Genomic DNA, 23,739 nt, shown 5'->3' with positions numbered 1-23,739 from the left:
ACGTTTACGAAGCCGTGTCACGACCAATGCAAAATTAACCATGTTCCAACGCTCTCAGGGCAACCTTTGTCCGTCGCCGGAATATTCGGCACGTGATGGTAGCCAGACCGCGCACGGGAAAACCCGGCAGGCTGGAAGGAGTGAAGGACAAGAAGATGGCTTACTCAGATATTCCCGTGGAGCCCGCGAGCCTGCTCGGCGCGCATTCGCTTCCCGACGACCTCTACCGCGCAGGCCTTGCCTACGCGACCGGCACCGGCACCGAGATCGACCTCGTTGAGGCGCACAAATGGTTCAACCTGGCCGCGGTGCGCGGGCATGAGGACGCCAAGATGCAGCGTCAGGAAATGGCCGACATGCTGACCTCTGCCGAGGTCAAGATCGCCCTTCAGGCGGCCCGCGACTGGATGCGCCTCGCCCACTAAGACACCGCCAGAGGTAAACGCTTCGGGCGCAAGCAACGGGAAGGCACGTGAATGCACTTCCCGCTGCGCCGGGTGTCGCGGGAGAGAGCAGCCCCGCTCAGCCGGAATACTCGAGTACCGGCGCGTAAGAGACCACCTCGAACTCGATATTGCTCTCGTCGAAGAAATAGAACCGGCGACCTGGCTCATAATCGTCGTGGCCGAAGGGCTGATAGCCCGCCTGGCGCACCAGTGTTTCAATGGCGACAATGTCGTCAACCTCGATCCCGATGTGATTGAGCGGAACACCCTTGTCAAACCGACTGGGGCATTCTTTCCCTGCAGGCGGAGAATAGAGCGCCAGATAGTGATCGCCGGATCCAACATGCACAGTGTGACCGCCGCTCATCGCCTCGCCGCGCCACCGCACATGCCAACCGAAAATCTGTTCGAAGACACCCGCGGCATGCTCCGAATCCGGTACAGTTATGTTGACATGTTCAATACGCGCGGGGCGAAGAACTGACGGGGTCATGGCTGGTCCCTTTCCGGGGTAGTTGTTGCCTGACCCTTCTGCTACAATCTCAAGCTAACTTTAGATCAAGCAGAAAATTGCATGTCCCTGAAACATTCCGATGTCCTGACGATCGGCGAACTCGCCGCCCGCACGGGCGTCGCTGTGTCTGCGCTGCGCTATTATGAGGAACGCGGCCTTGTCCGGTCTATCCGGTCAGCGGGCCGTCACCGGCGCTTCCTCCGGTCGGACGTGCGCCGCGTTTCCTTTATCCGCATCGCGCAATCCCTGGGCCTGTCGATTGAAGACATCGTCCACGCCTTTGCGTCCCTCCCCGAGGGGCGCACACCGACTGCGGCAGACTGGCGTCAGATCAGCAATACAGTTCGCCGCGTGCTGGACCGCAAGATCGCAGCGCTGGAGCACATGCGTGATACGCTTGATGGCTGCATCGGGTGCGGCTGCCTGTCTCTGAAACGCTGCGCCCTGTACAATCCGGGAGATATTGCGGGCAAGTCCGGCTCAGGCCCGCGCTACGTCTTTGGCGGCAGTGACTGACCGTCAGGATTTTTCCGTCTTTGGACGGAATGTAAGCAGGAAGACCAGGAAGCCAACGGTGAATGCCAGATCACCAGACTTATCCCACCCGCCGCGTCATACCCTTCCAGTAGGGTTCGCGCAGGTCTTTACGCAGGATCTTGCCGGAAGGATTGCGCGGCAGGGCATCGATGAAGTCGACAGATTTCGGCGCCTTGTAACTTGCAATACGTTCCTTTGCCCAGGCGATGATGCTTTCCGTAGACGGATCCTCTCCGGGCTTCTTGACGACGATCGCCTTGACGGCCTCACCCCATTTTTCATCCGGCACACCGATGACGGCGACATCCGCAACGCCGGGCGCACCGAAGATCGCATTCTCGACCTCTGCCGGATACACGTTCTCCCCGCCCGACACGATCATGTCCTTCACGCGGTCGTGGATGTAGAGGAAGCCATCCTCGTCGAAATAGCCCGCGTCGCCCGTATGGAAGAAGCCGTCGCGCACTGCGTCTGCCGTCGCGTCGGGGCGGTTCCAGTAGCCCTTCATCACGAAGCCGGACTTGATGACGATCTCGCCGACCTCGCCCACGGGAAGCGCATTCCCCTCGCCGTCGACAACGCGCACCACAGCGCCGGGCCACGGCACGCCGCAGGAGCGCAGCTTGCCCCAGGAAGGATCATGCGCTTCGGGCGGCAGGAATGTCCCGGCACCGACGGTTTCGGTGAGGCCGTATAGCTGGGTGAAGCGGGCGCCCATAATCTCGACCGCCGTGCGCAGCAGGGCTTCAGAAATTGGGGAGGCGCCGTAGAATACCTGTCGCAGGCTGGAGAAATCCACCTCGCGGATGTTTGGCTGCTGTGTCAGCATGAGGATCACCGCGGGCACCCAGAAGGCATGGGCAATCTTGTGCTCCGGGATCAGCCCAAGGATCGCCTGCGGATCAATCTCGCGCAGCACCACCGTCTTGGCGCCCTGAAGGCTTGCCAGCACGCCGACATTCACGCCCGCCACATGGAATTGCGGCATGGCGTTCATCACGGCCTCTCCCGCATCATAGCTCGACCATTCCAGCAGGCCGGCCTGTTTGAAGAAGGCCCGGTAATTGTCGTTCGTCAGCTGAACGCCTTTGGGCAGACCCGTCGTGCCTGAGGTATAAAGCTGGATGACATCGTCATCGCCCTGAACGGCGAGCCCCGGCGGGTCGATCTTCTTGGAATCGCGCCAGGAGGGGAAATAATCCCAGTCTTCCCGGTCGCCATCCAGCGTGATGACCCGCGCAAGGTCTGGCAGCTCGGCCTTGATCTCGTCGATCATGGCGTAGAATTCCTTGCCGACGAACAGCACCCGCGTCTTGGAATCCGACAGGATGAACTTCACTTCCGGCGCGGCCAGGCGCGTGTTCACGCCGGTCATCACTGTCCGCGATTTGGCGCAGCCGAAGAGGAGCTCGTAATACTGGTCGGTATTCTTGGCGAGATAACCCACCCGGTCTCCAGGCTGGAGGCCAAGATTGATCAGGCCATTGGCAATCTGGCTGGACCGCGCTTCAAGCTGCGCAAAGCTCGTCGCGCGGCCTTCAAACCACAGCACGGTCTCATCCGGGCGCAACCTTGCCTGAACGGGCGGAATATCCGCAATGTAGGGCATCGCATCGATGTCGATCATGGGTTTCCTCCGGCGGGCATCATTTCTTGGGAAGAACATTAATGCCTTCCGGCCGCTTGTCAGCCCGGTTTGGGAAGCGCAACCCTTGCGGAAGCCGGCCAACAGGAGAGTTTTGACCATGCTGCGCCACCTGATCCTCCCCCTGCTGCTGACCGCCTGTACAACCGCCCCCGCCCCGGTTTCGCCCACCACGGCAGCGCCGGAAGCAACCGCCAACCGTTCACCCTGCGCCCCTGCTGCCGGTCTCGCCGCTCTGGGGGATGAACGCGCCCGCAGCGAAGTCGTCCTCGACATGACCCAGACGAGCCGGGAGGAGCTTGCCCTCTCTCTGCTCCCCTGCCTTGCCGATCCCGCCCCCATCCTGCGCGACGGCGTTACCTACACCACCCTCTCGCAGATGATGCGCAGCAAGCTGATCGGCCCGGAAACCGTCGCAGCCATCAAGGACGACCTGCTGGCCGTTCTTGCCGGACCGGAGGATGAGGACGGCTTCGCCCGCCCCTTCGCCGCGCTCGCACTGGCGGAAGTCGCCCGCACGGACCGGATCGACCCCTGGATGGCGCCCGAAGAGCGCGACGCCCTGATCGCCGCGGCGCATACCTATCTGGCAGGCCTCACCGATTATCGCGGCTTCAGCGATAAGGAAGGCTGGCGCCACGGCGTCGCCCACACGGGCGACCTGTTGATGCAGCTCTCCCTCAATCATGCGCTCACCCGGTCGCAAGCCGAAGCAATCCTTGCTGCGATCGCGGCAAAGGTGGCCCCCCACGAGCACGCCTACATTTTCGGGGAAAGCGAGCGGCTGGCCGCGCCCGTGCTGTATCTCGCGCAGCGGCAAAACTTCGCCCCAGACGAATGGGACGCCTGGTTCGCCAGCCTCTGGCCGGCGGACGATCCGCTCCGCCAAAATGTTTATGGCTCGGAAGCGGCGCTGCGAAAGCTGCACAATCTGCGCGCCTTCTCAGAAGCAGTTTATGTCAGCGCCATCGCTTCGAACGAGGAAACCTATGAACCGCTGGCACGATCTTCCTTTGCCCTCTTGAATTCCCTTCCCTGAGCCAAACCTTGCAGGGGACGCCCGTTTGCGGCACTTGGATGCGCCATGACCGTACATACGCCCCCTCCCAGCCCTGAGCTTGCAGATATCATGATCGGCATGGGCCATCGCGCCCGCGCCGCCTCCAAAGCAATGGGCCTGCTCACGGCACCAGACCGCACCCGCGCACTGGTCGCCATCGCAGCAGCCATCCGCGCAGCCGCGCCGGAAATCCTCGCAGCCAACGCCGAGGATATGGCCAATGCCCGCGCCAAAGGGCTTTCGGGCGCCATGCTGGACCGCCTCGCGCTCGATGAGAAACGCCTTGAGGGCATCGCAGCGGGCGTCGAAACCGTTGCCGCCCTGCCTGATCCGATTGGCCGGGAGCTGGCCCGCTGGACTCGCCCCAACGGGCTCGACATTGCGCGCATTGCTGTGCCGCTCGGCGTCATCGGCATCATCTATGAAAGCCGCCCGAATGTGACGGTCGATGCCGGCGTGCTCTGCCTGCGTTCCGGCAACGCCGCCATCCTGCGCGGCGGCTCTGAAAGCGCACGCACTTCTCATGCGCTGGCGGACGCCATGCGCGGCGCGCTGAAAAACGAAGAGATGCCCGTCGACGCCATCCAGCTGGTCGCCACAACAGACCGCGAAGCCGTCGGCCACATGCTTGCCGGTCTCGATGGCACGCTGGACGTGATCGTCCCGCGTGGCGGCCGCAGCCTCGTCGAGCGTGTGCAGGCTGAAGCCCGCGTGCCCGTGATCGGCCACCTTGAAGGCCTCTGCCACACCTATGTGCACAGCGCGGCAGACCCCGTGAAAGCCGTCGAGATCACCCTCAACGCCAAGATGCGCCGGACCGGCGTTTGCGGGTCAACCGAAACACTGCTGATAGACGCGTCTGTCGCCCCTTCCCTCCTGCCGCAAATTGCGGCGGCGCTCACGGCAGCGGGTTGCGAACTGCGCGGGGACACGCGCGCGCGAGAAATCCTTGCCGACATTAAACCGGCGACGGAAGAAGACTGGGCCACTGAATATCTCGACGCTATCCTCGCCATCGCCGTGGTGGACGACCTGGATGACGCGCTCGCCCATCTGGCGCGTTGGTCGTCCGGCCACACGGACGCGATCATCACCGAGGATCAGACAGCCGCTGATACGTTCATCGCACAGGTCGATTCAGCCATCGTGCTGCACAATGCATCAACGCAATTTGCCGATGGTGGCGAGTTTGGCTTTGGCGCGGAAATCGGCATCGCCACCGGGCGCATTCATGCGCGCGGCCCGGTCGGCGCAGAACAGCTGACAACCTACAAATACGCCGTGCGCGGAACAGGACAGGTCCGCCCTTGACGCGCGCGCGCCTGCCTGGTTCGGGCCGGGGCCTTGCCATCGGGCTTTTCGGAGGCAGCTTCAATCCTGCCCATGCAGGCCATCTTCTGGTTGCCGAAACTGCGTTAGTCCGCCTCGATCTTGATGCCGTCTGGTGGATTGTTGCACGCGGCAATCCCATTAAATCCGATCACGGAGATTATTCCGCCCGCTTTGCATCGGCACAGAAACTTGCTGGCCGGCGCCACTTGCGCGCGACAGATATAGAAGCACAGCTCAGCCTAACTTATTCTGTAGACACTATATCGGCCCTCAAGAAAGCAGCCCCGCAAACCCGCTTCGTCTGGCTGATGGGGGCCGACAATCTGTCAAGCTTCCACCGCTGGAAGGATTGGGAAAAGATTGCCGGCATGCTTCCCATTGCGGTCATCGCCCGTCCCGGCGCGCGCATTTCCAAGGCAACACCCTTCTCTCGCAAGTTCGCTGCCGCGCGCATTCCCGAGGCCCGCGCCCGTGATCTTTCCCGCATGATCGCGCCCGCCTGGACCTACATCCGTGTACGGGAAAATCCTGTTTCCTCAACCGCGCTGAGGGCAAAGGCATGAGCCTCACCCCCGAAGAGCTAGACCGTCACCGTCGGCACATACTGCTGAAGGAAATCGGCGGGCCGGGCGTTGCCAAGCTACGCACGGCAGACGTCTCGATCATCGGCGCCGGCGCCCTTGGCGGCCCTGCTGCGCTGTACCTCGCTGCGGCTGGCGTCGGCTCAATCGAACTTTGGGACGATGACCGCATCGAACGGTCGAACCTGCAGCGGCAGATACAGTTTACGGAAAGACAGATCGGCGCCGAGAAAGCCGCCTCACTCGCCGCCCGCATCAATGCCATCGACCCTTCGATCCGCGTGAAGGTGGTTACTGCGCGTTTTGGTGAAGGCGGCGCGCCGAGTGGCACGATCCTCATCGACGCGACCGATAATTTCGAAACGCGCTTTGCGCTGAACGCCTTCGCACATGCGGAAAAGCGCTATCTCGTTTCCGGTGCCGCCAGCGGCTGGACCGGTCAGGTCAGCGTGTTTGCGTCCGGCGTTGACGCAGAAGCGCCGTGCTATCGCTGCTGGATCGCCGAGATGCCACCGGCTGCGCAGGCCTGCGATGAAGTTGGCGTTGTCGGCGCCATCACCGGCATGACGGGCTCTGCCATGGCGCTCGAAACGGTGAAGCTGATCACGGGCGCAGGTAAACCTTTGATCGGCCGCCTTTTGCTGATGGACGGCCTCAACGCGGAGATGCGCACAGTGCGCCTGCGGCGCGATTCTCAGTGTCCTGTCTGTTCTGGCTGAACAGAAGGTTTGACATGCGCGGCCCCGCGCGCGTTATTCGCAGTCCTGATTTGCAGACCGGATACTTCAAAACAGATGCTTTCCAGATTTCTCGCTGTGGTGATCACCCTTGGCGCCATCCTGTTTGCCGGATGGATGGCCCTCAAGCGCGACGACATTCCCTACGAACAGCTCGAAACCATCTATGCCAGTTCCGACAGTCGCTTCCTTGCGCTTGACGATGAAAAGCGGATTCATTTCCGTGATGTCGGCCCACGTGACGCGCCAACGCTTGTTCTGGTTCATGGCTTCTCCGCCTCGCTGCACACATGGGAGCCGTGGGTCGCTGACCTGAAACGTGACTATCGCATCATCAGCCTCGATCTTCCCGGCCACGGACTCTCCCGCTGCGTCGACAATGGCGCGATCGGAACAGAACAGTTCGTCGACATCATCGACCGCGTAGTAGACGCGCTGAAGGTCGAGCGGTTCACGCTTGCGGGCAATTCGATGGGCGGCGGCGCGGCCTGGAGTTATGCCCTGGCGCACCCAGAGCGTCTCGACGGCCTGGTGCTGGTCGACGCCGCTGGCTGGCCCCGCAGCGAAGCAGAAAGCAAGGATCGCCCCGTCATCTTTCGCCTGTTGGAGATTGGCTTCGCCCGCAAGCTGATCAAGGACCTCGACATGTCGTCGCTGATCCGGTCGGGCCTGGAAGACAGCTTCGCAAACCCCGCTTTTGTGACCGATGAAATGGTCGACCGCTACGCCTCGCTCGCGCGCGCGCCGTGCCACCGCGATGCGCTGCTCGCCCTCTCCGCCGGCGAGGGCACCGAGGCAACCGCCCAAGGGCTCGCCGCGATTTCCACGCCAACTCTGGTCATGCATGGCGAGAAGGACAATCTCATCCCGGCATCCCATGGCGAAAATTTCGCCGCGGCCATTCCGGGCGCAGAGCTGAAGCTCTATCCGGATGTCGGCCACCTGCCGCAGGAAGAGATCGCCGCCGAGTCGGTTGCCGACCTGCGCAGCTTCCTCGCCACGCGTGTCTATCCATCCGTCACGTCTGAAACGACGCCGACCAACTGACCGGCGACGTCCTGTTCAGGTAAATTGCGATGCTTAGAGGATCGCCGGGATCACGCGGTCCGGCGGGCGGTGCCCGTCAGCGAAGGTCTTGATATTGATGATCACCTTCTCACCCATCTCGGTGCGCCCCTCGATGGTGGCAGAGCCCATATGCGGCAACAGCAGCACGTTGGGCAGGCCCATCAGTTCCGGATTCACCGCCGGTTCGCGCTCGAACACATCGAGGCCGGCGCCCGCGATCTTACCGCCGCGAATGGCCCGCGCCAGCGCTGCCTCGTCGATCACCTCACCGCGCGCGGTGTTGATGATGTAGGCTTCCGGTTTCATCAGGTTCAGGCGCCGGGAATTGATCAGATGGAAGGTTGCCGGCGTGTGCGGGCAGTTGATCGAAACGATGTCCATCCGCGCCAGCATCTGGTCGAGCGAATCCCAATAGGTCGCCTCAAGGCTCTCTTCGATGCGCTGGCTCACCGGTTTGCGGTTGTGATAATGGATCTGCATGCCAAACGCGCGCGCACGGCGGGCAACCGCCTGGCCAATGCGGCCCATGCCGATGATGCCGAGGCGCTTGCCCGACAGGCGGCGGCCCATCATCCAGGTCGGCGTCCAGCCATCGAACTTGCCCGCTTCCATGATCTGCACGCCTTCATGCAGACGGCGCGGAACCGCCAGGATCAGCGCCATGGCCACGTCAGCAGTATCATCGGTCAGCACGCCCGGCGTATTGGTCACCGTGATGCCGCGCTGAACAGCGCTCGCCACATCGATATTGTCCACCCCTGCCCCGAACTGGGCAATCAGACGGAGCTTTTCACCGGCCCGTGCCAGCAGGCGCCCGTCAATCCGGTCAGTTACCGTAGGGACAAGCACATCGGCCGTCTGCATCGCGTCCGCCAGTTCGTCGGCAGAGAAAGGGCGATCACTTTCGTTCAGCCGGGCGTCAAACAACTCCTTCATCCGGAGCTCCACCGAGGCCGGGAGTTTGCGGGTGACGACGACTTTCAGCTTGCTGGCCGGCATGGGACTCCCATCGGTGCTTCTTATTGTTTCGGGGGACTTAGCAGAGCCAGCCCGCCACGCCAATCTCCCACCGCTTTACGGGCGATTCATGCTATGCTGCCAGAATAGCGCTTCCCCTCCTGATGGAAGCTTTGCACATGAAACGGGCACCCCTCGTTCTGGCCACCCTGCTTGCCCTTGCTGGCGCAGCGTTTGCCGACCCTGGCGCAGACGCCCGCATCAGCCGGTTTTCTGGCAAGCCCGTACCCCGCTTCGAAACGCTGCGCTGGGCCGAAGTCAACGGCCGCACCGGTCCCAGCCTCGATTACCCCATTGCCTGGAAATACAACCGTAAGGGCCTGCCTGTTCAGGTGCTCAAGGAAAGCGGTGAATGGTACCGGGTGCGCGACCCCTCCGGCGATGAAGTCTGGGTCCACAAGCGGATGCTGGAAGACGGCAACACCGCCATCGTCACCCGCACGGCCGTCATGACCAGCGACTCCACCAAGAGCGCCCCCGGCATTGCCGAGCTTGGCAAGGGCGTCCAGGTACTGGTCACGCGCTGCGACGGCGACCTCTGCGAGGTCGAAGCCGCCGGTTATCGCGGCTGGATAGCCCGCTCCAGCCTGTGGGGAGCGCTGCCGCCAGAGACCGTCCAGATCGCCACAAACGGTTGACAAGGCCGGGTCGCTCGGCTGGAAGGCGTGATCCATAGCAGAATGAGGGCACCCACATGCAGGGTCCGCACGACTTCCACACGCCGAAATCTTCCTACACCAAGGAAGACCTGATCCAATCCGGTCTCGGCGGCTACTTCGGGCCTGGCAATGCGCAGCTGCCCGCCCCGCCGATGCTGATGATGGACCGGATTCCGGAAATCAGCCTGGATGGCGGCGCTTTCGGCAAGGGCCATGTTGTCGGCGAACTCGACATCACGCCCGACCTCTGGTTCTTCCAGTGCCACTTCCCCGGCGACCCCGTCATGCCCGGCTGCCTTGGCCTTGACGCCATGTGGCAGGCTGTCGGCTACTGGCTCGGTTGGTCCGGATCGCCCGGCAAGGGCCGCGCGCTCGGCGTTGGCGAGGTGAAATTCACCGGCCAGATCACGCCCAAACGCAAGCTGGTTCGGTACGAAATCGACATCAAGCGCGTCAAGCGCGGCAAGCTGGTCCTTGGCATCGCCAATGGCCGCGTCATCACCGATGGCAAGCTGGTCTACACCGCCGAAGACATGAAAGTCGGCCTGATGAACCCCTCGGACCTCGACTGAGACGGCCCTGGTCCGGTCGCCTTCGGCCAATTCCAGCAGGAAGCCCCAATTGAAAGGCCCGGACGCCCTACAGCGTCCGGGCCTTTCCCGTCTTGACGGCAAACACCACCCCGCCTAGCCCAATCCCCAAGCAAAACCGAATACAAGGGAGCCCCTGATGGCCGATGACTGGAACATGCCGAAAGGCGACCTGATGAAGGGCAAGCGCGGCGTCGTGATGGGCGTTGCCAACCAGAACTCCATTGCCTGGGGCATCTCCACTCAGCTGGCCGCCCAGGGCGCTGAAATCGCCTTCACCTATCAGGGCGAAAGCCTGGAGCGCCGCGTGCGCCCGCTCGTCGAATCCATCGGCATGGACACGATGATCCCGGCCGATGTGACCGACGACGCCTCGATGGATGCAGCCTTCGCCGCCATCAAGGAAAAATGGGGCAAGATCGACTTCCTCGTCCACTCCATCGCCTTTGCCGGCAAGGACGAGCTGATGGGCTCGATGGTCGCCAACACCTCGCGTGAAGGCTTCCGCCGCGCGATGGATATCTCCGTATACAGCTTTATCGACAGCGCCCGCCGCGCCTCGGAAATCATGCCGGATGGCGGCTCGATCATCTGCATGACCTATCTCGGCGCTGAGCGCACCGTGCCTTCCTACAATGTCATGGGCGTTGCCAAGGCGGCGCTGGAAGCCTCCACCCGCTACGCCGCGCGCGATCTTGGCCCGCAGGGCATCCGCGTCAACGCGATCTCGGCTGGCGCAATGCGCACGCTGTCGCTGGCAGGCATCCGCGGCGGCAAGAGCCTGATGGGCACAGGCCGCAACTGGTCTCTCCTGAAAGAAGACACCAGCATGGAAGGCGTCGCGGGCTGCGCGCTTTACCTGCTCTCCCCGCTCGGCCGCTCGATTGCCGGCGAAGTGATCCACGTCGATGCCGGCTTCCACGCCGTCGGCGTGCCGGATGCGGGCGAGGAAGAATAAGCTTCTTCCCTTCCATTCTTGACTTCAGGGCGAGGCATTCCAAAATGGGTGCCTCGCCCTTTGAGGTTTTTTATGTTCCGTACTCTGTCTGAGTCCCGCTGAAGGGCCTGCCGTTCCCGCACTGACATCAGTGCAAGGCAGGCCGGCGAAAGCGTAGAGCCCGGCGCCCTTCCGCCCGGAAGCCGCGCCGGAGACGTTTTCATGCGCCCCTTTCCATAAGGAGCGCGGGACCAGAGACCTGACGAAATGGATATTTCACGCGCTGAACAGCGCATCCTCCACCTGCTCGCCCAAGGCGGGCGGATCGACCTTATTCGCAATGAAAGCCGCAAACCCGAAGAAGCCCATTGCTACACGCGCGATGGCTGGCGCTTTGCCGGCCTCGACCTTGAGCTGTTCCGCAAGCTGAAACGGCGCGGCACCATCGCGTCCAGCGGTGGCGGCCCATACCGCATCACGCGGCGTGGCCTGCAACTCGTCCGCTCCCAGCTGGACAATTGCTGAGCGAGACGGCCCCGCAAGAAGGGGGCGAGGGCAATCCCGCCCTCGTCCCCTCTTGCCATCCTCGCCGGCGCAGTCATTCTCGCAGGCATCGAACTGCGTGGACACACCATATGATCACCAAACCTGTCCGCCTTCTGGCGCAGCTCACGCTCTCGGCGGCCCTGCTGCTTCCGGGCTGCGCTACGGCGCCCGGCGCCGCATCGTCGCCCCGGCTGGTAGACGCCAATGGGCAGCTCTGCCCCGGCGCGGAAAAGTTTGATGTCGCAAAGATAAAAGAGAAGAACGCAGCAGACGCCGCCCAGCGGGAAACCTGGATTCTTGAACAGACACTCCTGACGCCGCTTCCGCCGGGCGCGGAGGAAGCGGAAACGCGCATTCGCGTGCGCGTGCCGCCAACCGGCATGTGGGCGCTCGATACACGCGTCACCCTCTGGAAATCCACCGATGGCGTCTGGCAGGTTGCCACCAACAATATCGATTACCGCGCGCCGCCGCCTCCTCCCCCGCCTCCCCCGGTAGATGCGGAGGGCAACTTGCTGCCCGGCTTTGAGGACTGGCCCCCAGAACCACCGCCGCCGCCCCGGCCGCCCTATATCACCTCCGCGCTGGACGCGGGCAAAGCGGCAGCCCTTGAGACGATCCTCACCGATCCCTGCTTCCTCAACGGGCCCGACAGCCTGCCCTATTCGGTCCCCACGAACGGCCTCGACGAATACGGCCGCAAGGAATGGCTCTGCCCAATGGATTCGGCCTACTACATGGCCGAGGTGAAACAGGCGGGCCTTTCCCCGCGCTACATTTCTCACTCCTGCTACATGGACTTCGCGGTCTCAAAACTCCTGACGGTCGCAGCCTATATGAACCCTTCAGCAAATCCGGAGACGAAATGACTGCCCGCATCTTCCTCTGGGTCGGCCACCCGCGCGAAACCTCGCTCAGCCACGGCATGGCAGACGCTTATGCGCGCGGCGCGCAGGCCCATGGCGCTGAAATCCGCCGCATGCATCTCTCCGACATGAAGTTCGATCCCGACCTTCACGAAGGCTACCACGCCCGCAAGACGCTGGAGCCGTGCCTGGAGGAATGGCGGGAAAACATTCTCTGGGCGAACCATCTTTGCTGGGCCTATCCCCAATGGTGGGGCGGCATGCCCGCCATGATGAAAGGCGTCATCGACCGGGCCTACCTGCCCGGCTTTGCCATGCGCTATCACGATAATGATCCGTGGTGGGATAAACTACTCACGGGCCGCTCGGGCGACATCCTGATGACCGCCGACGGCCCCGCCTGGTTCGACCAACTTGCCTATGGCCGCCCGGCCAAGCTGCAGGTCGAAAATCTCGTGATGAAATTTGCAGGGGTCAAGCCCATCCGCACCTTGCAGGTCGGCACGGTCAAATCTGCAAAACCGGAGAAAATCCAGCACTGGCTGAAACAGGCCGAGGCACGCGGCGCGTCTGCCGCGGGGCGGCTCGCTAAGGCGTAATCGTTACCGCAGGCCCTGGAAACCGCATCCAGTAATAGGAGAGCGGATCATCGCCCGGCTGGGTCGCATAGGCGGCCAGCCGCGCATTCCCGCCGGGCCGCGCGCCGCTGATCGGCGATGGCTCGCCTGTAGCGGATACCATGTCATAGCGCACGAAACGCCAGCCGCTGAGCCCCGCCGGCTTGCCGCGCAGCAGGTCCGCCGAGGCAATGCGAAGCGGCGCGGCTTCCGGCAGCGTCCCGGAAACCCGCATGAACAATTGCGTTACCCACACGCCGCTTTCCGTGCGCACCACACCAAATGCCACATGCGTCGCCTTGGGATGCAGGATGTTCGCGCGGTGGCCTGGGCTCTCCATCAGGTTGCGGTGCAGCCGTTTGACCGCAAAGCCCGGCCCCATCCGCCCGCCGGTCTTTGAAATCGTGGCGACATTCTCGGCAGAGAAATCCGCCAGCGCCGTCCGGTCGAGCGCAGCCATCCGTTCATCCGGGTGTCGCCCATCCGGGCCGGAATGCCCGAAAAATCCGTTCACGGCCATGTCAAGGCTATGGAACCGCGCCGCCGCCCTTAACTCCGGGCGCAGCTTTACGAGGGCAAGCCCTTCTGCGGCGCGCTCCTTGTTCACCAGCGCCAGGAACTCAGCCTCCAGCGCCGCATCGAACTGAAAGCCCGCCGGCGGCCGCGCCAGGCAAGGCTCTGCCATCTCGACATATCCCGCCACGCTTAAGGGGCGCCCCTGAATCCGCAGGTCGCAGGCGAACGCCGGCAGCGTCAGAAAACTCAACCAGGCAAGACAGGCAGCCATGATGCGCATGGCCACCTTCCTAGCACGGAAGACCGCTCAGATCACGCCCGCAGATTGCAGCCGCGAGAGTACCGGTGCAAGCATCCGCTCGATGGCTTCAGCCGAGGGCTTCACATGACCGTATGCCGGCACGCCCTCATCCGCAATCACGAGGTCCGCCTCGAACATCGCCGGATAAGTGAAGCGGTAATGAGCCGCCCGCACGGTCGACATGTATTGCTGCAACACCGAATCCACCGTCCGGCCCCGCTCGATCACATCCCGGCGAATGCGGCGCGCCAGGCGCAGGTCGTCAGGTGTGTCCACATAAACAGACAGGTCGATGAGATTGCGGATCTTCGGCATCGACAGGGCGTGAATGCCCTCAAGGATCAGTACCGGCGCCGGCTCGATCCGCCGGGTCTTTTTCGAGCGATCATGCCGGTCATAATCATAGATCGGCTGATCAACGCCCTCCCCTGCCTTCAGGGCCCTGAGGTCGGACACAAGATGGTCGACTTCCTTGGACTTGGGGTCGTCATAGTTGATGCCGGCCACCAGCGTCTCGCGCTCGGCCTCCGAACTTGGCTCCCCGTAATGGCTCATCGGATGGTAATAGGCGTCCTCCCCGAACATCACCGCCTTGCCTGGCCCCAGCCGCTCCAGCAGCGCCACCGCAAGCGTTGACTTGCCCGAGCCCGAGCCGCCCGACATGGCAATCAGGAAGTTCTTCTTCTTGGTCATGACAGCGCGCCCTCTTCTATGACCGGTGTTTCCATAAAAAAGGGCCGCCCATCAAGGAGCGGCCCTCAATTCTGCGGCAATTGGCCGGAAGATTACTCTTCGTCGCCCTCGGCGCCCGCTTCTTCAGCGAGTTCCTTGCCGGTTTCCTGGTCCACGACCTTCATGGAGAGGCGAACCTTGCCGCGGTCATCGAAGCCCATCAGCTTGACCCAGACCTTGTCGCCTTCCTTGACCATGTCTTTTGGATGGCCAATGCGTTTGTTGGCCATCTGCGACACGTGGACGAGGCCGTCCTTGGGACCGAAGAAGTTCACGAAGACGCCGAAGTCTTTCATCGAGACGACCTTGCCTTCGTAGATTTCGCCGACTTCCGGCTCAGCCACGATGCCCTTGATCATCTTGATCGCCGCTTCGATCGACTTGCGGTCGAGCGCGGAGATCTGAACGGTGCCGTCGTCGTCAATGTTCACCTTGGCGCCCGTCTCGTCGACGATGCCGCGGATCACCTTGCCGCCCGAACCGATCACATCACGGATCTTGTCGGTCGGAACCTTCATGATTTCCATCTGCGGTGCGTTCTCGGACAGCTCGCCCCGCGAAGCGGTCAGTGCCTTGCCCATTTCGCCGAGGATGTGCATCCGGCCACCTTTGGCCTGCTCAAGGGCTTTGCCCATGATGTCCTTGGTGATACCGGCCACCTTGATGTCCATCTGGAGCGAGGTGATGCCCTTCTCCGTACCGGCCACTTTGAAGTCCATGTCGCCGAGATGGTCTTCGTCGCCGAGGATGTCGGAGAGAACAGCAAAGTCGGTGCCTTCAAGGATGAGGCCCATCGCGATGCCCGAAACCGGACGGGTCACCGGCACGCCGGCGTCCATCATTGCGAGCGAGCAGCCGCAAACCGTTGCCATCGAGGACGAGCCGTTGGACTCGGTGATCTCGGAGACGAGCCGGATCGTGTACGGAAACTCTTCATGCTTGGGCAGGACAGCCTGCAGCGCGCGCCAGGCGAGCTTGCCGTGGCCGATTTCGCGGCGGCCAGCGCCGCCCATACGGCCCGTTTCACCGACCGAATAGGGCGGGAAGTTGTAGTGCAGGAGGAATTTCTCTTTCTTCGTGCCGTCCAGGCCGTCGATGTACTGTTCGTCATCGGACGTTCCGAGCGTGGCAACGCAGATCGCCTGCGTTTCGCCGCGCGTGAAGAGCGAGGAACCGTGCGTACGTGGCAGGAAGCCTGCTTCTGCGATGATCGGACGGATCTGGTCGAGCTTACGGCCGTCGATGCGCTCGCCGGTCTTCAGGATGTCGCCGCGAACCACGGAAGCTTCGGCTTCCTTGAACACGGTCTTGAAGATTTCAGCGGTCAGCGCGCCGGGGGCTTCTTCGGTGCCGACGAGGGCGGCTTTCGCCTTGTCCTTGGCGGCGCCGATGGCAGCATAACGCTCGCCCTTGGCGGTGATCTTGTAGGCTTTCGAGAGGTCAGCGCCGACGGTGTCGAGCACGGCTTTCAGGGCAGCCGAATGATCCGGCGGCTCGTAGGCGAAGGGCTCTTTGGCGGCTTTTTCTGCCAGGGCGATGATCGCATCAATCACCGGCTGCATGGCTTCGTGACCGGCGACAACGGCGCCGAGCATCACTTCCTCGGAAAGTTCATAGGCTTCCGATTCCACCATCATCACGGCGTCGGCGGTGCCGGCCAGGACGAGGTCGAGTTCGGATTCTTCAACTTCAGCAACCGTCGGGTTGATGATGTAGGCGCCGTCCTTGTAGCCGACGCGCGCTGCGCCGATCGGGCCCATGAAGGGCGCGCCGGAGAGCACGAGCGCAGCCGAGGCGCCGATCATGCCAACCACATCGGGATCGTTTTCGAGGTCGTAGGAGAGCGTCGTGACGACGACCTGGACTTCGTTCTTGAAGCCGTCAACGAACAGCGGACGGATCGGACGGTCGATGAGGCGCGAGGTCAGCGTCTCTTTCTCAGTCGGGCGGCCTTCGCGCTTGAAATATCCGCCGGGGATCCGGCCGGAGGCGAAGTATTTTTCCTGATAGTTCACGGTCAGGGGGAAGAAGTCCTGGCCCGGTTTCGGTTCCTTGGCGAACACGGCGGTCGCCAGAACGATTGTGTCGCCATACTGCACCATAACGGCGCCGTCGGCCTGACGTGCCACTTGGCCCGTCTCGATTGTCAGCGTGCGGCCGGCCCATTCCAGCGACACAGATTGTTTGTTGAACATTCGTCTTGTCTTTCTTTCACATACGAAAAGCCCGCCGTGGCCCCAATGCCCGGCGGGCTGTTTTGTCAGAGCCTAGCGGCGGATGCCGAGCTCTGTGATGAGTTTCGTGTAACGATCCTCACTTTTGCCCTTCACATAGTCGAGCAGCTTCCGGCGCGTGGCGACCATGGTCAGGAGGCCGCGGCGGGAGTGGTTGTCTTTTTTGTTGGTCTTGAAGTGGTCGGTCAGGTTGTTGATCCGCTCGGTGAGGATCGCAACTTGGACTTCCGGAGAACCCGTGTCACCCTCTTTGGTGGCGAACTTCTTGATGAGTTCCTGCTTACGTTCTGCAGTAATCGACATCGGCATACCTTCTTTTTCTGGCGCGCTCCGGAGAGCGCCGGTTTCAATAAGCGCCTGAATTGGCGTGATTTTTTGGGAGCGGCTCTTTCTTGTTGGCCACGGCCGGGATGTCGTCCAGCAGGGTCAGCAGGCAGGCCTCCGCCCCAAAGCGCGGCTTATGACCTATTTGAGGGGGAAATGAAAGGGGGCGGCGTGATGAGTTTTGCCCCTCCCGCTGCCAGATCCGGCAAGCTTCTGCCCCGGCGCATCGGCCGGCGACAACATCATTGTCTTCGTTTAGGTTTTCCCGGCCCCGGAATCATCCGGGAGTTCACCAACGGACCCGCCCGGAATGGACCCTACCCAGCTTCCTGAAGAAGTCGCCCATATCATCCAGCTCGCCATTGCGCCTGTCTTCACGCTGGCCGGCATCGGCGCCCTGCTGAACGTGATAGCAAACCGTCTGGCGCGGGTGGTGGATCGCTGGCGGGCGCTGGAAGGCGGCCTGTCGGAAGCCGATCTTGATACCCGCCTGCTGTTCCATGCCGAGCTTGCCGTGCTCGACAAGCGGATGGAACGGATCCACCGGGCCATCTCCCTGTCGACGCTTGCTGCCCTGCTGATCTGCGTTGTCATCATCCTTCTGTTCACCGGCCAGCTTGTGCCCATCCCGGTCGCCCAGGCCGTCTCGGTCCTCTTTGTCGCCTCGATGCTCTTCCTCTCGGTCGCGCTTGTCTCCTTCCTCATGGAAGTCCGCATCGCCAGCCGCACCCTCCGCGTCACCCGCGCAGTGCTGGAAGCCGGCAAACCCAAGAAAGCCTGATCGGCGCACTCCACCGGCGGACAAGCCCCACCCTATCCAACACCGCCACGCCCCCTCCCCGTGTCATCCCGGAAATCGCGGAAGCGATTATCCGGGACCCAGAATCCCTCGAAGTTCAAAGCCTCACCCTCCCGAAGCTCATGGTGAGCGAAGTCGAACCATAGAGCGGGCTGGCCAGACCTATCCGGCAGGCTCCCCCACGCGATCACAATGCCCGCATCCTCTCACAAGGAGCCGGGCCGGTACCGTTCGGTTTGTGGGAGGGCGCCCCGGAGGATGGGAGGCGGCGGACGTAACGGCCCGCAATCTCTCTAGGGACGCTGATCCAGGTGAGCCGGACTAAAAAGCCGGTAGAGAAACCCGACTGGCCCGCCTTGGTGTTTATCCGCCAAGGCCACGAGAGTTGAGGAGTTCCGAGGATCAGCAATCGCACTGCGATTGCCCGAGGGACGGGCAAGACCTGGCAGCGCCGAAGTCATCCCGAAGAACTGCCCGAAACTCCGGTTGGCAGATGCGCGGCGGGCGTAGCGCCCACACCCCACACAAAATTTCTTTCCCGGGCGCCGCGGCGCCCGCCGCGCAAGGCTCCCTTCGAGAGATCAGAAATCGCACTGCGATTTCCCCGAGAAGGCCAGCTGTCTGAAAGACTGCTGGCTAAGCCACCTGAACTGCCCCAAACCCGGATGGCACAGCCAGTCCGGAGACTGATGTATGGAGCTTCTCATGAGCCACCGCCGCCGCCAGCGCCGCTTCTATTTTCCGGAAAGTCTCTTACCCGAAGAGAACGCCTTGCGCAGGCAACGACACGGAAACACTGGAATGCGCTGCTTCACCCGGCGCGCTGGCCGGGGCGGCAGGGCCGTCTGATGTTTGATTAACCGGCGAAAACGCGAACGGGCTCAAACTGCCCAGCGCGTACTTCGCCAAGCGCCACAGCGTCGTCTCCGGCCAGCGCAAGGGCCACCCGGTCGTCCTCGTCTTTGCGGCCTTCGCGCCATTGCTCCACCACATGCGGCAGCAGAATGACCGACCGGCCCTGACGGATATTGGCCGCGTCATGTGCCGAAACCTGCACCTGCGGCATGCCTGAGAGCACTGCGTGCAGCGGCTGGAGCTTTGCCATCAGACCGGGCTTGTCTTCTTTCAGGGCCTCAAGGTCCTCGATCGAGACTGCCGCCTGCGCGCCAAACGCGCCAACGCGGTTGCGGCGCAACTGGCTGATATAGCCCTCCGCGCCAAGATCGTGAGCAAGGTCGCGTGCCATCGCGCGGACATAGAAGCCCTTGCCGGAAACGACGTGGATCACCGTATGGTCGGCGTCAGGCATGCCAATCACGCTGGCTGCGTGCACGTCCACCTCGCGGGCTTCCAGCTCGAAGGCTTCTCCTTCCCGCGCCAGGTCATAGGCACGTTCACCGGCGACCTTGATGGCGGAAAACTTCGGCGGCACCTGTCGGATCGTACCGATATAATTCTTCAGCGCCGCCTCGACGGCAGCCCGGTCCGGGCGCACATCGGAAGTGGCTGTCACTTCGCCTTCTGCGTCCTGGCTGGCGGTCGAAATACCCCAGCGGATAGTGAAAATATATTCTTTGTGGGAGTCCATGGCCCACTGGACGGTCTTGGTCGCCTGGCCAAGCGCGATCGGCAGGATACCATCCGCCAGCGGATCGAGCGTGCCGCCATGGCCCGCCTTGTCGGCATTGTAGAGCCGCTTGATGATCGCCACAGCCTGGGTGGAGGTCATGTCCACGGGCTTGAACAGGTTGATCCAGCCCGTGATGGGCTCGCCTTTACGCTTTCTCTGGCGGGACAAAGTAATCTCCAGCAAATGCCAACCCGGCGGTTCGAACGCCCGGGGAGTATGATCTGTTATCTGATCGCGCCGCATAGGGCCAAGCACCGGCCCTCGTCAATCACCGTTGCTGCAGCCTGCGGCGATAGGTGCCGTCAGAATTTGAGGCTGGGGCCATCAAACACGTCGTCATCCACGTCGCGTGCGCGCGCGGGCGCTGTCGGCGGATCGGCGGCAACAACCGCTGCGCCGAGGGTCACATCCTTCGGCAACCGCAAATTCACGCGGTCCAGATTGAGATCAAAGTCGCCCGTCACTGCCGTGTCGCCCGTGTCGAGCTTATGACGGACCACATCGCGAATTTGCACCAGCACATCGCGGTTGTTGTCCACCAGCGGGATTTGCCGACCGTCCGACGTGCCGATCAGAAGCCGAAAATACGGCTCGCGGCGCTTCAGCATGACGGCGATCATGGCCGCCCGCACCCCCAAGAGTACACCGATCAGCAGCATTCCGATGCCGGGAAACAGGCCGAAGACGGCATCCTCCTGGCCGGGCCGAAGCGCCCACCAACCCAGTGCCAGCAGGCCAATGAAGAGAAGCGACACACACAGCGTGGCATACACGCCTTGTGTCTTGCGATTGCGCGGAGTGTCCCAAGGGGCAAACTCATGCCGCTCGATCGACATGGTAGCAATTCTGCGGATGGCGATCGTGTCGTCAGCCAATTGCAGCGATGCCGCCGATACTTCGCCCTGGCGGGCGCCTTCCATGTCGAGTGTCTGACGGTCCATTCTGAGCCCCGTTACCCTGATAGAAAGGGCTGGCAGGACCACCCCATCCTGTCAAATGACAAAGCAAAAAGGCAGAAAGACGGCGAAGCGCTGCCCTCAATCGCCGCTTTCAACATCCCGCCGCACACGCGGGTCAGCCAGCAGCCGGTCAATGGCCGTCGCTTCGTCATAGGACGCATCGGCGATGAAGTGCAGTTCGGGCGTAAACTTCATGTCGATCTCTCGGCCCAGACGGGCGCGCAGGAAGCCCCTCGCCCGTGTCAGCGCTTCCGCGAGCCGGGCGCGGCCGTCCGCGGATTCATCACCCAGCGGTGTGACGAAGATGTTGGCATGCTTGAGATCGGGCGAGCAGCGCACCTCGCCTACCGTGACGATCACATTGGCGAGGTCCGGATCGCGGAAGTCCTCGCGCGAGATGATCTCGGCAAGCGCATGACGGATAATCTCCCCAGCGCGCAACTGGCGCTGGGAAGGAAGTCCTGGAGGAGTGGGACGGCGTGCCATCTGTTTCGGTTACGCAAGCGTCCTTGCGATTTCCTCGACCTGGAAGCACTCGATCTTGTCGCCAACGCGGATGTCTTCATACCGCTCGAATGCCATACCGCATTCCATACCGGCATTGACCTCGCCCACCTCATCCTTGAAGCGCTTGAGCGTCTTGAGCTTGCCTTCGTGGATAACGACGTTGTCGCGCAGCAGGCGTACGCCGCAGCCACGCATGACCTTGCCTTCGGAAATCCGGCAGCCGGCAACCTTGCCAACCTTGGTGATGTTGAAGACTTCCAGAATGTCGGCATAGCCAAGGAAGGTCTCGCGCTTCTCCGGCGCAAGCATACCCGACAGTGTCGCTTTCACGTCATCGATCAGGTCGTAGATGATCGAGTAGTACCGGATCTCGACGCCTTCACGCTCCGCCAGGTCACGCGCCTGCTTGTTGGCACGAACGTTGAACGCGAAGATCGGTGCGTTGGAAGAACGTGCCAGGAGCACATCGGATTCCGAAATACCGCCCACAGCGCCGTGGATGACACGTGCGCGGACTTCTTCGGTCGACAGTTTGTCGAGCGACATGGTGATCGCCTCGACCGAGCCCTGCACGTCCCCCTTGAGGACGACCGGGAGCTCGCTCGTCTCGATGGCGCCGTCTTTGAGGCGGTTCATCAGCTGGTCGAGAGACGCACGCGCTGCTGCACCTGCATTCCCGGCAATCTGGCGTTTCGTCCGGACACGGTATTCCGTAATCTCGCGAGCGCGGGATTCGCTGTCGACAACCACAAAGGCCTCGCCCGGATCGGGCGCGCCATCAAGACCGAGAACTTCGACCGGAAGCGACGGGCCCGCATCGGGAAGCTGCTGGCCACGCTCGTCAACAAGTGCGCGTACCTTGCCCCACTGGCCGCCAGCCACGACAATATCGCCACGCTTCAGCGTGCCGCGTTTCACCAGCACGGTCGCAACGGGTCCACGGCCTTTGTCGAGCTTCGACTCGATCACCACGCCGTCGGCGTCGCGATCGGGGTTTGCTTTCAGCTCAAGCAGTTCAGCCTGCAGCGAGATCGCATCAGTCAGCTCATCAAGGCCCATTCCGGTCTTGGACGAAACCTTGACGGCCTGGGTTGCGCCGCCCATGGCCTCAACCTGGATGTCGTGTTGCAGAAGGTCTGTCAGCACCTTTTCCGGATTGGCTTCGTACACGTCGCATTTGGTCACTGCGACGACGATCGGAACTCCGGCCGCTTTGGCGTGATTGATGGATTCGATCGTCTGCGGCATGATCGAGTCATCGGCCGCCACAACGAGGATCGCAATGTCGGTTGCGTTCGCACCGCGCGCCCGCATCGCCGTGAAGGCCGCGTGGCCCGGCGTGTCGAGAAACGTGATCCGCTCACCCGATTTGAGCTGCACCTGATAGGCGCCGATATGCTGGGTGATGCCACCCGCTTCGCCGGCGGCAACGTCCGTCTTACGCAGAGCATCGAGCAGAGAAGTCTTGCCGTGATCGACGTGACCCATGATCGTCACGATCGGGGCGCGCGGCTTCAGATCCTCGGCGCGGTCCGCTTCCCCTTCAAGGCCGATTTCGACGTCCGATTCAGCAACACGCTTAACCGAGTGGCCGAATTCGGCCGCGATCAGCTCGGCCGTGTCGGCATCGATGATATCGTTGCCTCGCAGCATTTCGCCCTGACGGATCATGAACTTCACAACGTCTGCGACGCGCTCGTTCATCCGGCCGGCCAGATCCTGAAGCGTAATCGTCTCAGGCAGTGTAACTTCGATCGAGACCTTTTCACGATCGCCTGCCCCGCCCATCCGCCGCTCACGTTCCCGTTCACGGGCACGGCGGACAGAAGAAAGCGACCGCTGACGCGCTTCGTCATCGCCGAGCGCAGACGCAATTGTCAGCTTGCCGCGGCGGCGTTCACCGGTGTCGCGAGAGGAGGCCTTGTTGGCAGCTTCGCGGGCGCGGTCGCCGCGATCATCGCGGACAGGCTTGCTGCCACGCTTGTTGCGGCCGCTGTCATCCTCTTCGCTGGCGCCGGCAGCAGCGGCCGGTGCCGGAGTCGCCGGAGCAGCGCGCGGCGCTTTTGCCTGGCGCTCTGCCCGTTCACGGGCGGCAGCCTCGGCAACCTTGGCGGCTTCTTCCTCGGCCTTGCGGCGGGCTTCAGCTTCCTCGCGTTCACGCGTCTCCTGGATCTTACGTTCCTGTTCGGAGCGCAGGCGGTCCTGAGCGGCTTTCTCGCGTTCAAGTTCCTTCGCGCGAGCGGCTTCCTCAGCCTTGCGCTGATCGAGCACTTTCTGCCGGGCTTTCAGCTCCGCAACGGTGATGCCGAGCTTCGCGGCCAACGCCACGAACTTGGCTTCCATTGCCTCTGCAGCAGAAGGCGCGGCCGGCGCAGCACCTGCGCCACCTTCACCCTGCCCGCCCCCTGCGGAAACCGGACGGCGCTTCTTGGTCTCCACGACCACTTGTTTGGAGCGCCCATGGCTGAAGCTCTGCTTCACCGTGCCGGAAGTTTTCCGAACCACGGTAAGCGGCTTGCGCCCGCCGGAATTGCCTTGATCGTTGTTATCGCTCATTCGTCCTACATATCACACGTTGCGCCGGA

25 protein-coding genes are annotated in these 23,739 nt (G+C 62.6%); 14 read left to right on the top strand and 11 right to left on the bottom strand.

The window, feature by feature from the left end:
- Positions 1-155 precede the first annotated feature (155 nt).
- On the top strand, positions 156-425 hold the full coding sequence (locus tag K1X12_RS04085; RefSeq protein ID WP_220986357.1) for an SEL1-like repeat protein: 270 nt from the start codon (positions 156-158) through the stop codon (positions 423-425).
- Positions 426-522: 97 nt separating this feature from the next.
- Here the strand turns inward: K1X12_RS04085 and K1X12_RS04080 are convergent, their stop codons facing one another.
- On the bottom strand, positions 523-939 hold the full coding sequence (locus tag K1X12_RS04080; RefSeq protein ID WP_220986356.1) for a VOC family protein: 417 nt from the start codon (positions 937-939) through the stop codon (positions 523-525).
- 81 nt (positions 940-1,020) lie between these two features.
- Here K1X12_RS04080 and soxR point away from each other — a divergent pair, with 81 nt between their 5' ends.
- Positions 1,021-1,476: a redox-sensitive transcriptional activator SoxR gene (gene soxR, locus K1X12_RS04075; protein ID WP_220986355.1), complete on the top strand. Its 456-nt coding sequence runs from the start codon at positions 1,021-1,023 to the stop codon at positions 1,474-1,476.
- Positions 1,477-1,555: 79 nt separating this feature from the next.
- Here soxR and K1X12_RS04070 read toward each other — a convergent pair whose 3' ends face one another.
- Positions 1,556-3,124 carry a long-chain-fatty-acid--CoA ligase gene (locus K1X12_RS04070; RefSeq protein ID WP_220986354.1) on the bottom strand — a complete coding sequence of 523 codons (1,569 nt, stop codon included), beginning with the start codon at positions 3,122-3,124 and terminating at the stop codon, positions 1,556-1,558.
- 118 nt (positions 3,125-3,242) lie between these two features.
- On the opposite strand from K1X12_RS04070, the gene K1X12_RS04065 reads away from it, so the two are divergent.
- The 5 genes from K1X12_RS04065 (at position 3,243) to K1X12_RS04045 (ending at position 7,899) form a co-directional block, all read left to right on the top strand.
- Positions 3,243-4,181: a DUF2785 domain-containing protein gene (locus tag K1X12_RS04065; RefSeq protein ID WP_220986353.1), complete on the top strand. Its 939-nt coding sequence runs from the start codon at positions 3,243-3,245 to the stop codon at positions 4,179-4,181.
- A gap of 45 nt (positions 4,182-4,226) precedes the next feature.
- Positions 4,227-5,513, top strand: coding sequence for a glutamate-5-semialdehyde dehydrogenase (locus tag K1X12_RS04060; protein WP_220986352.1), 1,287 nt, complete (start codon positions 4,227-4,229; stop codon positions 5,511-5,513).
- Positions 5,510-6,097, top strand: coding sequence for a nicotinate (nicotinamide) nucleotide adenylyltransferase (gene nadD, locus K1X12_RS04055; protein WP_220986351.1), 588 nt, complete (start codon positions 5,510-5,512; stop codon positions 6,095-6,097). The genes K1X12_RS04060 and nadD overlap by 4 nt, the downstream gene beginning before the upstream one ends.
- Complete coding sequence (locus K1X12_RS04050; RefSeq protein WP_220986350.1) at positions 6,094-6,834, top strand: HesA/MoeB/ThiF family protein; 741 nt, start codon at positions 6,094-6,096, stop codon at positions 6,832-6,834. Before nadD ends, K1X12_RS04050 begins: the two co-directional genes overlap by 4 nt.
- Positions 6,835-6,909: 75 nt before the next feature.
- Positions 6,910-7,899 (top strand): alpha/beta fold hydrolase, encoded by a 990-nt coding sequence (locus tag K1X12_RS04045; RefSeq protein WP_220986349.1) that lies wholly within the window; start codon positions 6,910-6,912, stop codon positions 7,897-7,899.
- A 33-nt stretch (positions 7,900-7,932) separates the two neighbouring features.
- On the opposite strand, the gene K1X12_RS04040 is transcribed toward K1X12_RS04045, so the two are convergent.
- A complete protein-coding gene (locus K1X12_RS04040) occupies positions 7,933-8,919 on the bottom strand; it encodes a 2-hydroxyacid dehydrogenase (RefSeq protein ID WP_220986348.1) in 987 nt (328 codons plus the stop codon).
- 137 nt (positions 8,920-9,056) lie between these two features.
- On the opposite strand from K1X12_RS04040, the gene K1X12_RS04035 reads away from it, so the two are divergent.
- The 6 genes from K1X12_RS04035 to K1X12_RS04010 all read left to right on the top strand — a co-directional run bounded on the left by K1X12_RS04035 (position 9,057) and on the right by K1X12_RS04010 (position 13,134).
- On the top strand, positions 9,057-9,575 hold the full coding sequence (locus K1X12_RS04035; RefSeq protein ID WP_220986347.1) for an SH3 domain-containing protein: 519 nt from the start codon (positions 9,057-9,059) through the stop codon (positions 9,573-9,575).
- A 56-nt stretch (positions 9,576-9,631) separates the two neighbouring features.
- The gene (gene fabA / locus K1X12_RS04030; protein WP_220986346.1) at positions 9,632-10,168 is read left to right on the top strand and encodes a bifunctional 3-hydroxydecanoyl-ACP dehydratase/trans-2-decenoyl-ACP isomerase; all 537 of its coding nucleotides are present in this window, start codon (positions 9,632-9,634) and stop codon (positions 10,166-10,168) included.
- A gap of 157 nt (positions 10,169-10,325) precedes the next feature.
- A complete protein-coding gene (locus K1X12_RS04025) occupies positions 10,326-11,144 on the top strand; it encodes an enoyl-ACP reductase FabI (RefSeq protein ID WP_220986345.1) in 819 nt (272 codons plus the stop codon).
- A 246-nt stretch (positions 11,145-11,390) separates the two neighbouring features.
- On the top strand, positions 11,391-11,648 hold the full coding sequence (locus tag K1X12_RS04020) for a YjhX family toxin (protein ID WP_220986344.1): 258 nt from the start codon (positions 11,391-11,393) through the stop codon (positions 11,646-11,648).
- Positions 11,649-11,758: 110 nt separating this feature from the next.
- Positions 11,759-12,538 (top strand): hypothetical protein, encoded by a 780-nt coding sequence (locus K1X12_RS04015; RefSeq protein WP_220986343.1) that lies wholly within the window; start codon positions 11,759-11,761, stop codon positions 12,536-12,538.
- The gene (locus K1X12_RS04010; RefSeq protein ID WP_220986342.1) at positions 12,535-13,134 is read left to right on the top strand and encodes an NAD(P)H-dependent oxidoreductase; all 600 of its coding nucleotides are present in this window, start codon (positions 12,535-12,537) and stop codon (positions 13,132-13,134) included. Before K1X12_RS04015 ends, K1X12_RS04010 begins: the two co-directional genes overlap by 4 nt.
- Here K1X12_RS04010 and K1X12_RS04005 read toward each other — a convergent pair.
- From K1X12_RS04005 to rpsO, 4 genes are all read right to left on the bottom strand, one after another.
- Positions 13,124-13,948 (bottom strand): CAP domain-containing protein, encoded by an 825-nt coding sequence (locus tag K1X12_RS04005; RefSeq protein ID WP_220986341.1) that lies wholly within the window; start codon positions 13,946-13,948, stop codon positions 13,124-13,126. The two genes, K1X12_RS04010 and K1X12_RS04005, sit on opposite strands and share 11 nt — an antisense overlap.
- Positions 13,949-13,975: 27 nt before the next feature.
- Positions 13,976-14,662 carry a uridine kinase gene (gene udk / locus K1X12_RS04000; RefSeq protein WP_220986340.1) on the bottom strand — a complete coding sequence of 229 codons (687 nt, stop codon included), beginning with the start codon at positions 14,660-14,662 and terminating at the stop codon, positions 13,976-13,978.
- Between the two features lie 92 nt (positions 14,663-14,754).
- Positions 14,755-16,896, bottom strand: a complete 2,142-nt coding sequence (gene pnp, locus K1X12_RS03995) for a polyribonucleotide nucleotidyltransferase (protein ID WP_220986339.1) — start codon at positions 16,894-16,896, stop codon at positions 14,755-14,757.
- A gap of 72 nt (positions 16,897-16,968) precedes the next feature.
- On the bottom strand, positions 16,969-17,238 hold the full coding sequence (gene rpsO, locus K1X12_RS03990) for a 30S ribosomal protein S15 (protein ID WP_220986338.1): 270 nt from the start codon (positions 17,236-17,238) through the stop codon (positions 16,969-16,971).
- Between the two features lie 331 nt (positions 17,239-17,569).
- On the opposite strand from rpsO, the gene K1X12_RS03985 reads away from it, so the two are divergent.
- Complete coding sequence (locus K1X12_RS03985; RefSeq protein ID WP_220986337.1) at positions 17,570-18,040, top strand: DUF2721 domain-containing protein; 471 nt, start codon at positions 17,570-17,572, stop codon at positions 18,038-18,040.
- A gap of 874 nt (positions 18,041-18,914) precedes the next feature.
- On the opposite strand, the gene truB is transcribed toward K1X12_RS03985, so the two are convergent.
- From truB to infB, 4 genes are all read right to left on the bottom strand, one after another.
- Positions 18,915-19,856 (bottom strand): tRNA pseudouridine(55) synthase TruB, encoded by a 942-nt coding sequence (gene truB / locus K1X12_RS03980; RefSeq protein ID WP_220986336.1) that lies wholly within the window; start codon positions 19,854-19,856, stop codon positions 18,915-18,917.
- 134 nt (positions 19,857-19,990) lie between these two features.
- Positions 19,991-20,629 (bottom strand): hypothetical protein, encoded by a 639-nt coding sequence (locus K1X12_RS03975; protein WP_220986335.1) that lies wholly within the window; start codon positions 20,627-20,629, stop codon positions 19,991-19,993.
- A gap of 96 nt (positions 20,630-20,725) precedes the next feature.
- Positions 20,726-21,133: a 30S ribosome-binding factor RbfA gene (rbfA, locus tag K1X12_RS03970; RefSeq protein ID WP_220986334.1), complete on the bottom strand. Its 408-nt coding sequence runs from the start codon at positions 21,131-21,133 to the stop codon at positions 20,726-20,728.
- 9 nt (positions 21,134-21,142) lie between these two features.
- Positions 21,143-23,710, bottom strand: coding sequence for a translation initiation factor IF-2 (infB, locus tag K1X12_RS03965; protein WP_220986333.1), 2,568 nt, complete (start codon positions 23,708-23,710; stop codon positions 21,143-21,145).
- Positions 23,711-23,739 lie beyond the last annotated feature (29 nt).

The sequence above is a fragment of the Hyphomonas sediminis genome, from assembly GCF_019679475.1.
Classification (GTDB): Bacteria; Pseudomonadota; Alphaproteobacteria; order Caulobacterales; family Hyphomonadaceae; genus Hyphomonas; species Hyphomonas sediminis.
The sequence above is the reverse complement of the archived record's forward strand: the minus strand, read 5'-3'. Positions and strand labels throughout refer to the sequence as shown.

What these genes read in the sequence shown, in the direction of transcription:
- infB (WP_220986333.1), bottom strand. Translation starts at nt 23,710, where the DNA reads ATGAGCGATAACAACGATCAAGGCAATTCCGGCGGGCGCAAGCCGCTT.
- pnp (WP_220986339.1), bottom strand. Translation starts at nt 16,896, where the DNA reads ATGTTCAACAAACAATCTGTGTCGCTGGAATGGGCCGGCCGCACGCTG.
- K1X12_RS04040 (WP_220986348.1), bottom strand. Translation starts at nt 8,919, where the DNA reads ATGCCGGCCAGCAAGCTGAAAGTCGTCGTCACCCGCAAACTCCCGGCC.
- rbfA (WP_220986334.1), bottom strand. Translation starts at nt 21,133, where the DNA reads ATGGCACGCCGTCCCACTCCTCCAGGACTTCCTTCCCAGCGCCAGTTG.
- K1X12_RS04085 (WP_220986357.1), top strand. Translation starts at nt 156, where the DNA reads ATGGCTTACTCAGATATTCCCGTGGAGCCCGCGAGCCTGCTCGGCGCG.
- K1X12_RS03985 (WP_220986337.1), top strand. Translation starts at nt 17,570, where the DNA reads ATGGACCCTACCCAGCTTCCTGAAGAAGTCGCCCATATCATCCAGCTC.
- K1X12_RS04060 (WP_220986352.1), top strand. Translation starts at nt 4,227, where the DNA reads ATGACCGTACATACGCCCCCTCCCAGCCCTGAGCTTGCAGATATCATG.
- K1X12_RS04065 (WP_220986353.1), top strand. Translation starts at nt 3,243, where the DNA reads ATGCTGCGCCACCTGATCCTCCCCCTGCTGCTGACCGCCTGTACAACC.
- udk (WP_220986340.1), bottom strand. Translation starts at nt 14,662, where the DNA reads ATGACCAAGAAGAAGAACTTCCTGATTGCCATGTCGGGCGGCTCGGGC.
- K1X12_RS04025 (WP_220986345.1), top strand. Translation starts at nt 10,326, where the DNA reads ATGGCCGATGACTGGAACATGCCGAAAGGCGACCTGATGAAGGGCAAG.
- K1X12_RS04035 (WP_220986347.1), top strand. Translation starts at nt 9,057, where the DNA reads ATGAAACGGGCACCCCTCGTTCTGGCCACCCTGCTTGCCCTTGCTGGC.
- fabA (WP_220986346.1), top strand. Translation starts at nt 9,632, where the DNA reads ATGCAGGGTCCGCACGACTTCCACACGCCGAAATCTTCCTACACCAAG.
- K1X12_RS04015 (WP_220986343.1), top strand. Translation starts at nt 11,759, where the DNA reads ATGATCACCAAACCTGTCCGCCTTCTGGCGCAGCTCACGCTCTCGGCG.
- K1X12_RS04070 (WP_220986354.1), bottom strand. Translation starts at nt 3,124, where the DNA reads ATGATCGACATCGATGCGATGCCCTACATTGCGGATATTCCGCCCGTT.
- soxR (WP_220986355.1), top strand. Translation starts at nt 1,021, where the DNA reads ATGTCCCTGAAACATTCCGATGTCCTGACGATCGGCGAACTCGCCGCC.
- K1X12_RS04010 (WP_220986342.1), top strand. Translation starts at nt 12,535, where the DNA reads ATGACTGCCCGCATCTTCCTCTGGGTCGGCCACCCGCGCGAAACCTCG.
- K1X12_RS04050 (WP_220986350.1), top strand. Translation starts at nt 6,094, where the DNA reads ATGAGCCTCACCCCCGAAGAGCTAGACCGTCACCGTCGGCACATACTG.
- rpsO (WP_220986338.1), bottom strand. Translation starts at nt 17,238, where the DNA reads ATGTCGATTACTGCAGAACGTAAGCAGGAACTCATCAAGAAGTTCGCC.
- K1X12_RS04045 (WP_220986349.1), top strand. Translation starts at nt 6,910, where the DNA reads ATGCTTTCCAGATTTCTCGCTGTGGTGATCACCCTTGGCGCCATCCTG.
- K1X12_RS04080 (WP_220986356.1), bottom strand. Translation starts at nt 939, where the DNA reads ATGACCCCGTCAGTTCTTCGCCCCGCGCGTATTGAACATGTCAACATA.
- K1X12_RS03975 (WP_220986335.1), bottom strand. Translation starts at nt 20,629, where the DNA reads ATGGACCGTCAGACACTCGACATGGAAGGCGCCCGCCAGGGCGAAGTA.
- K1X12_RS04020 (WP_220986344.1), top strand. Translation starts at nt 11,391, where the DNA reads ATGGATATTTCACGCGCTGAACAGCGCATCCTCCACCTGCTCGCCCAA.
- K1X12_RS04005 (WP_220986341.1), bottom strand. Translation starts at nt 13,948, where the DNA reads ATGCGCATCATGGCTGCCTGTCTTGCCTGGTTGAGTTTTCTGACGCTG.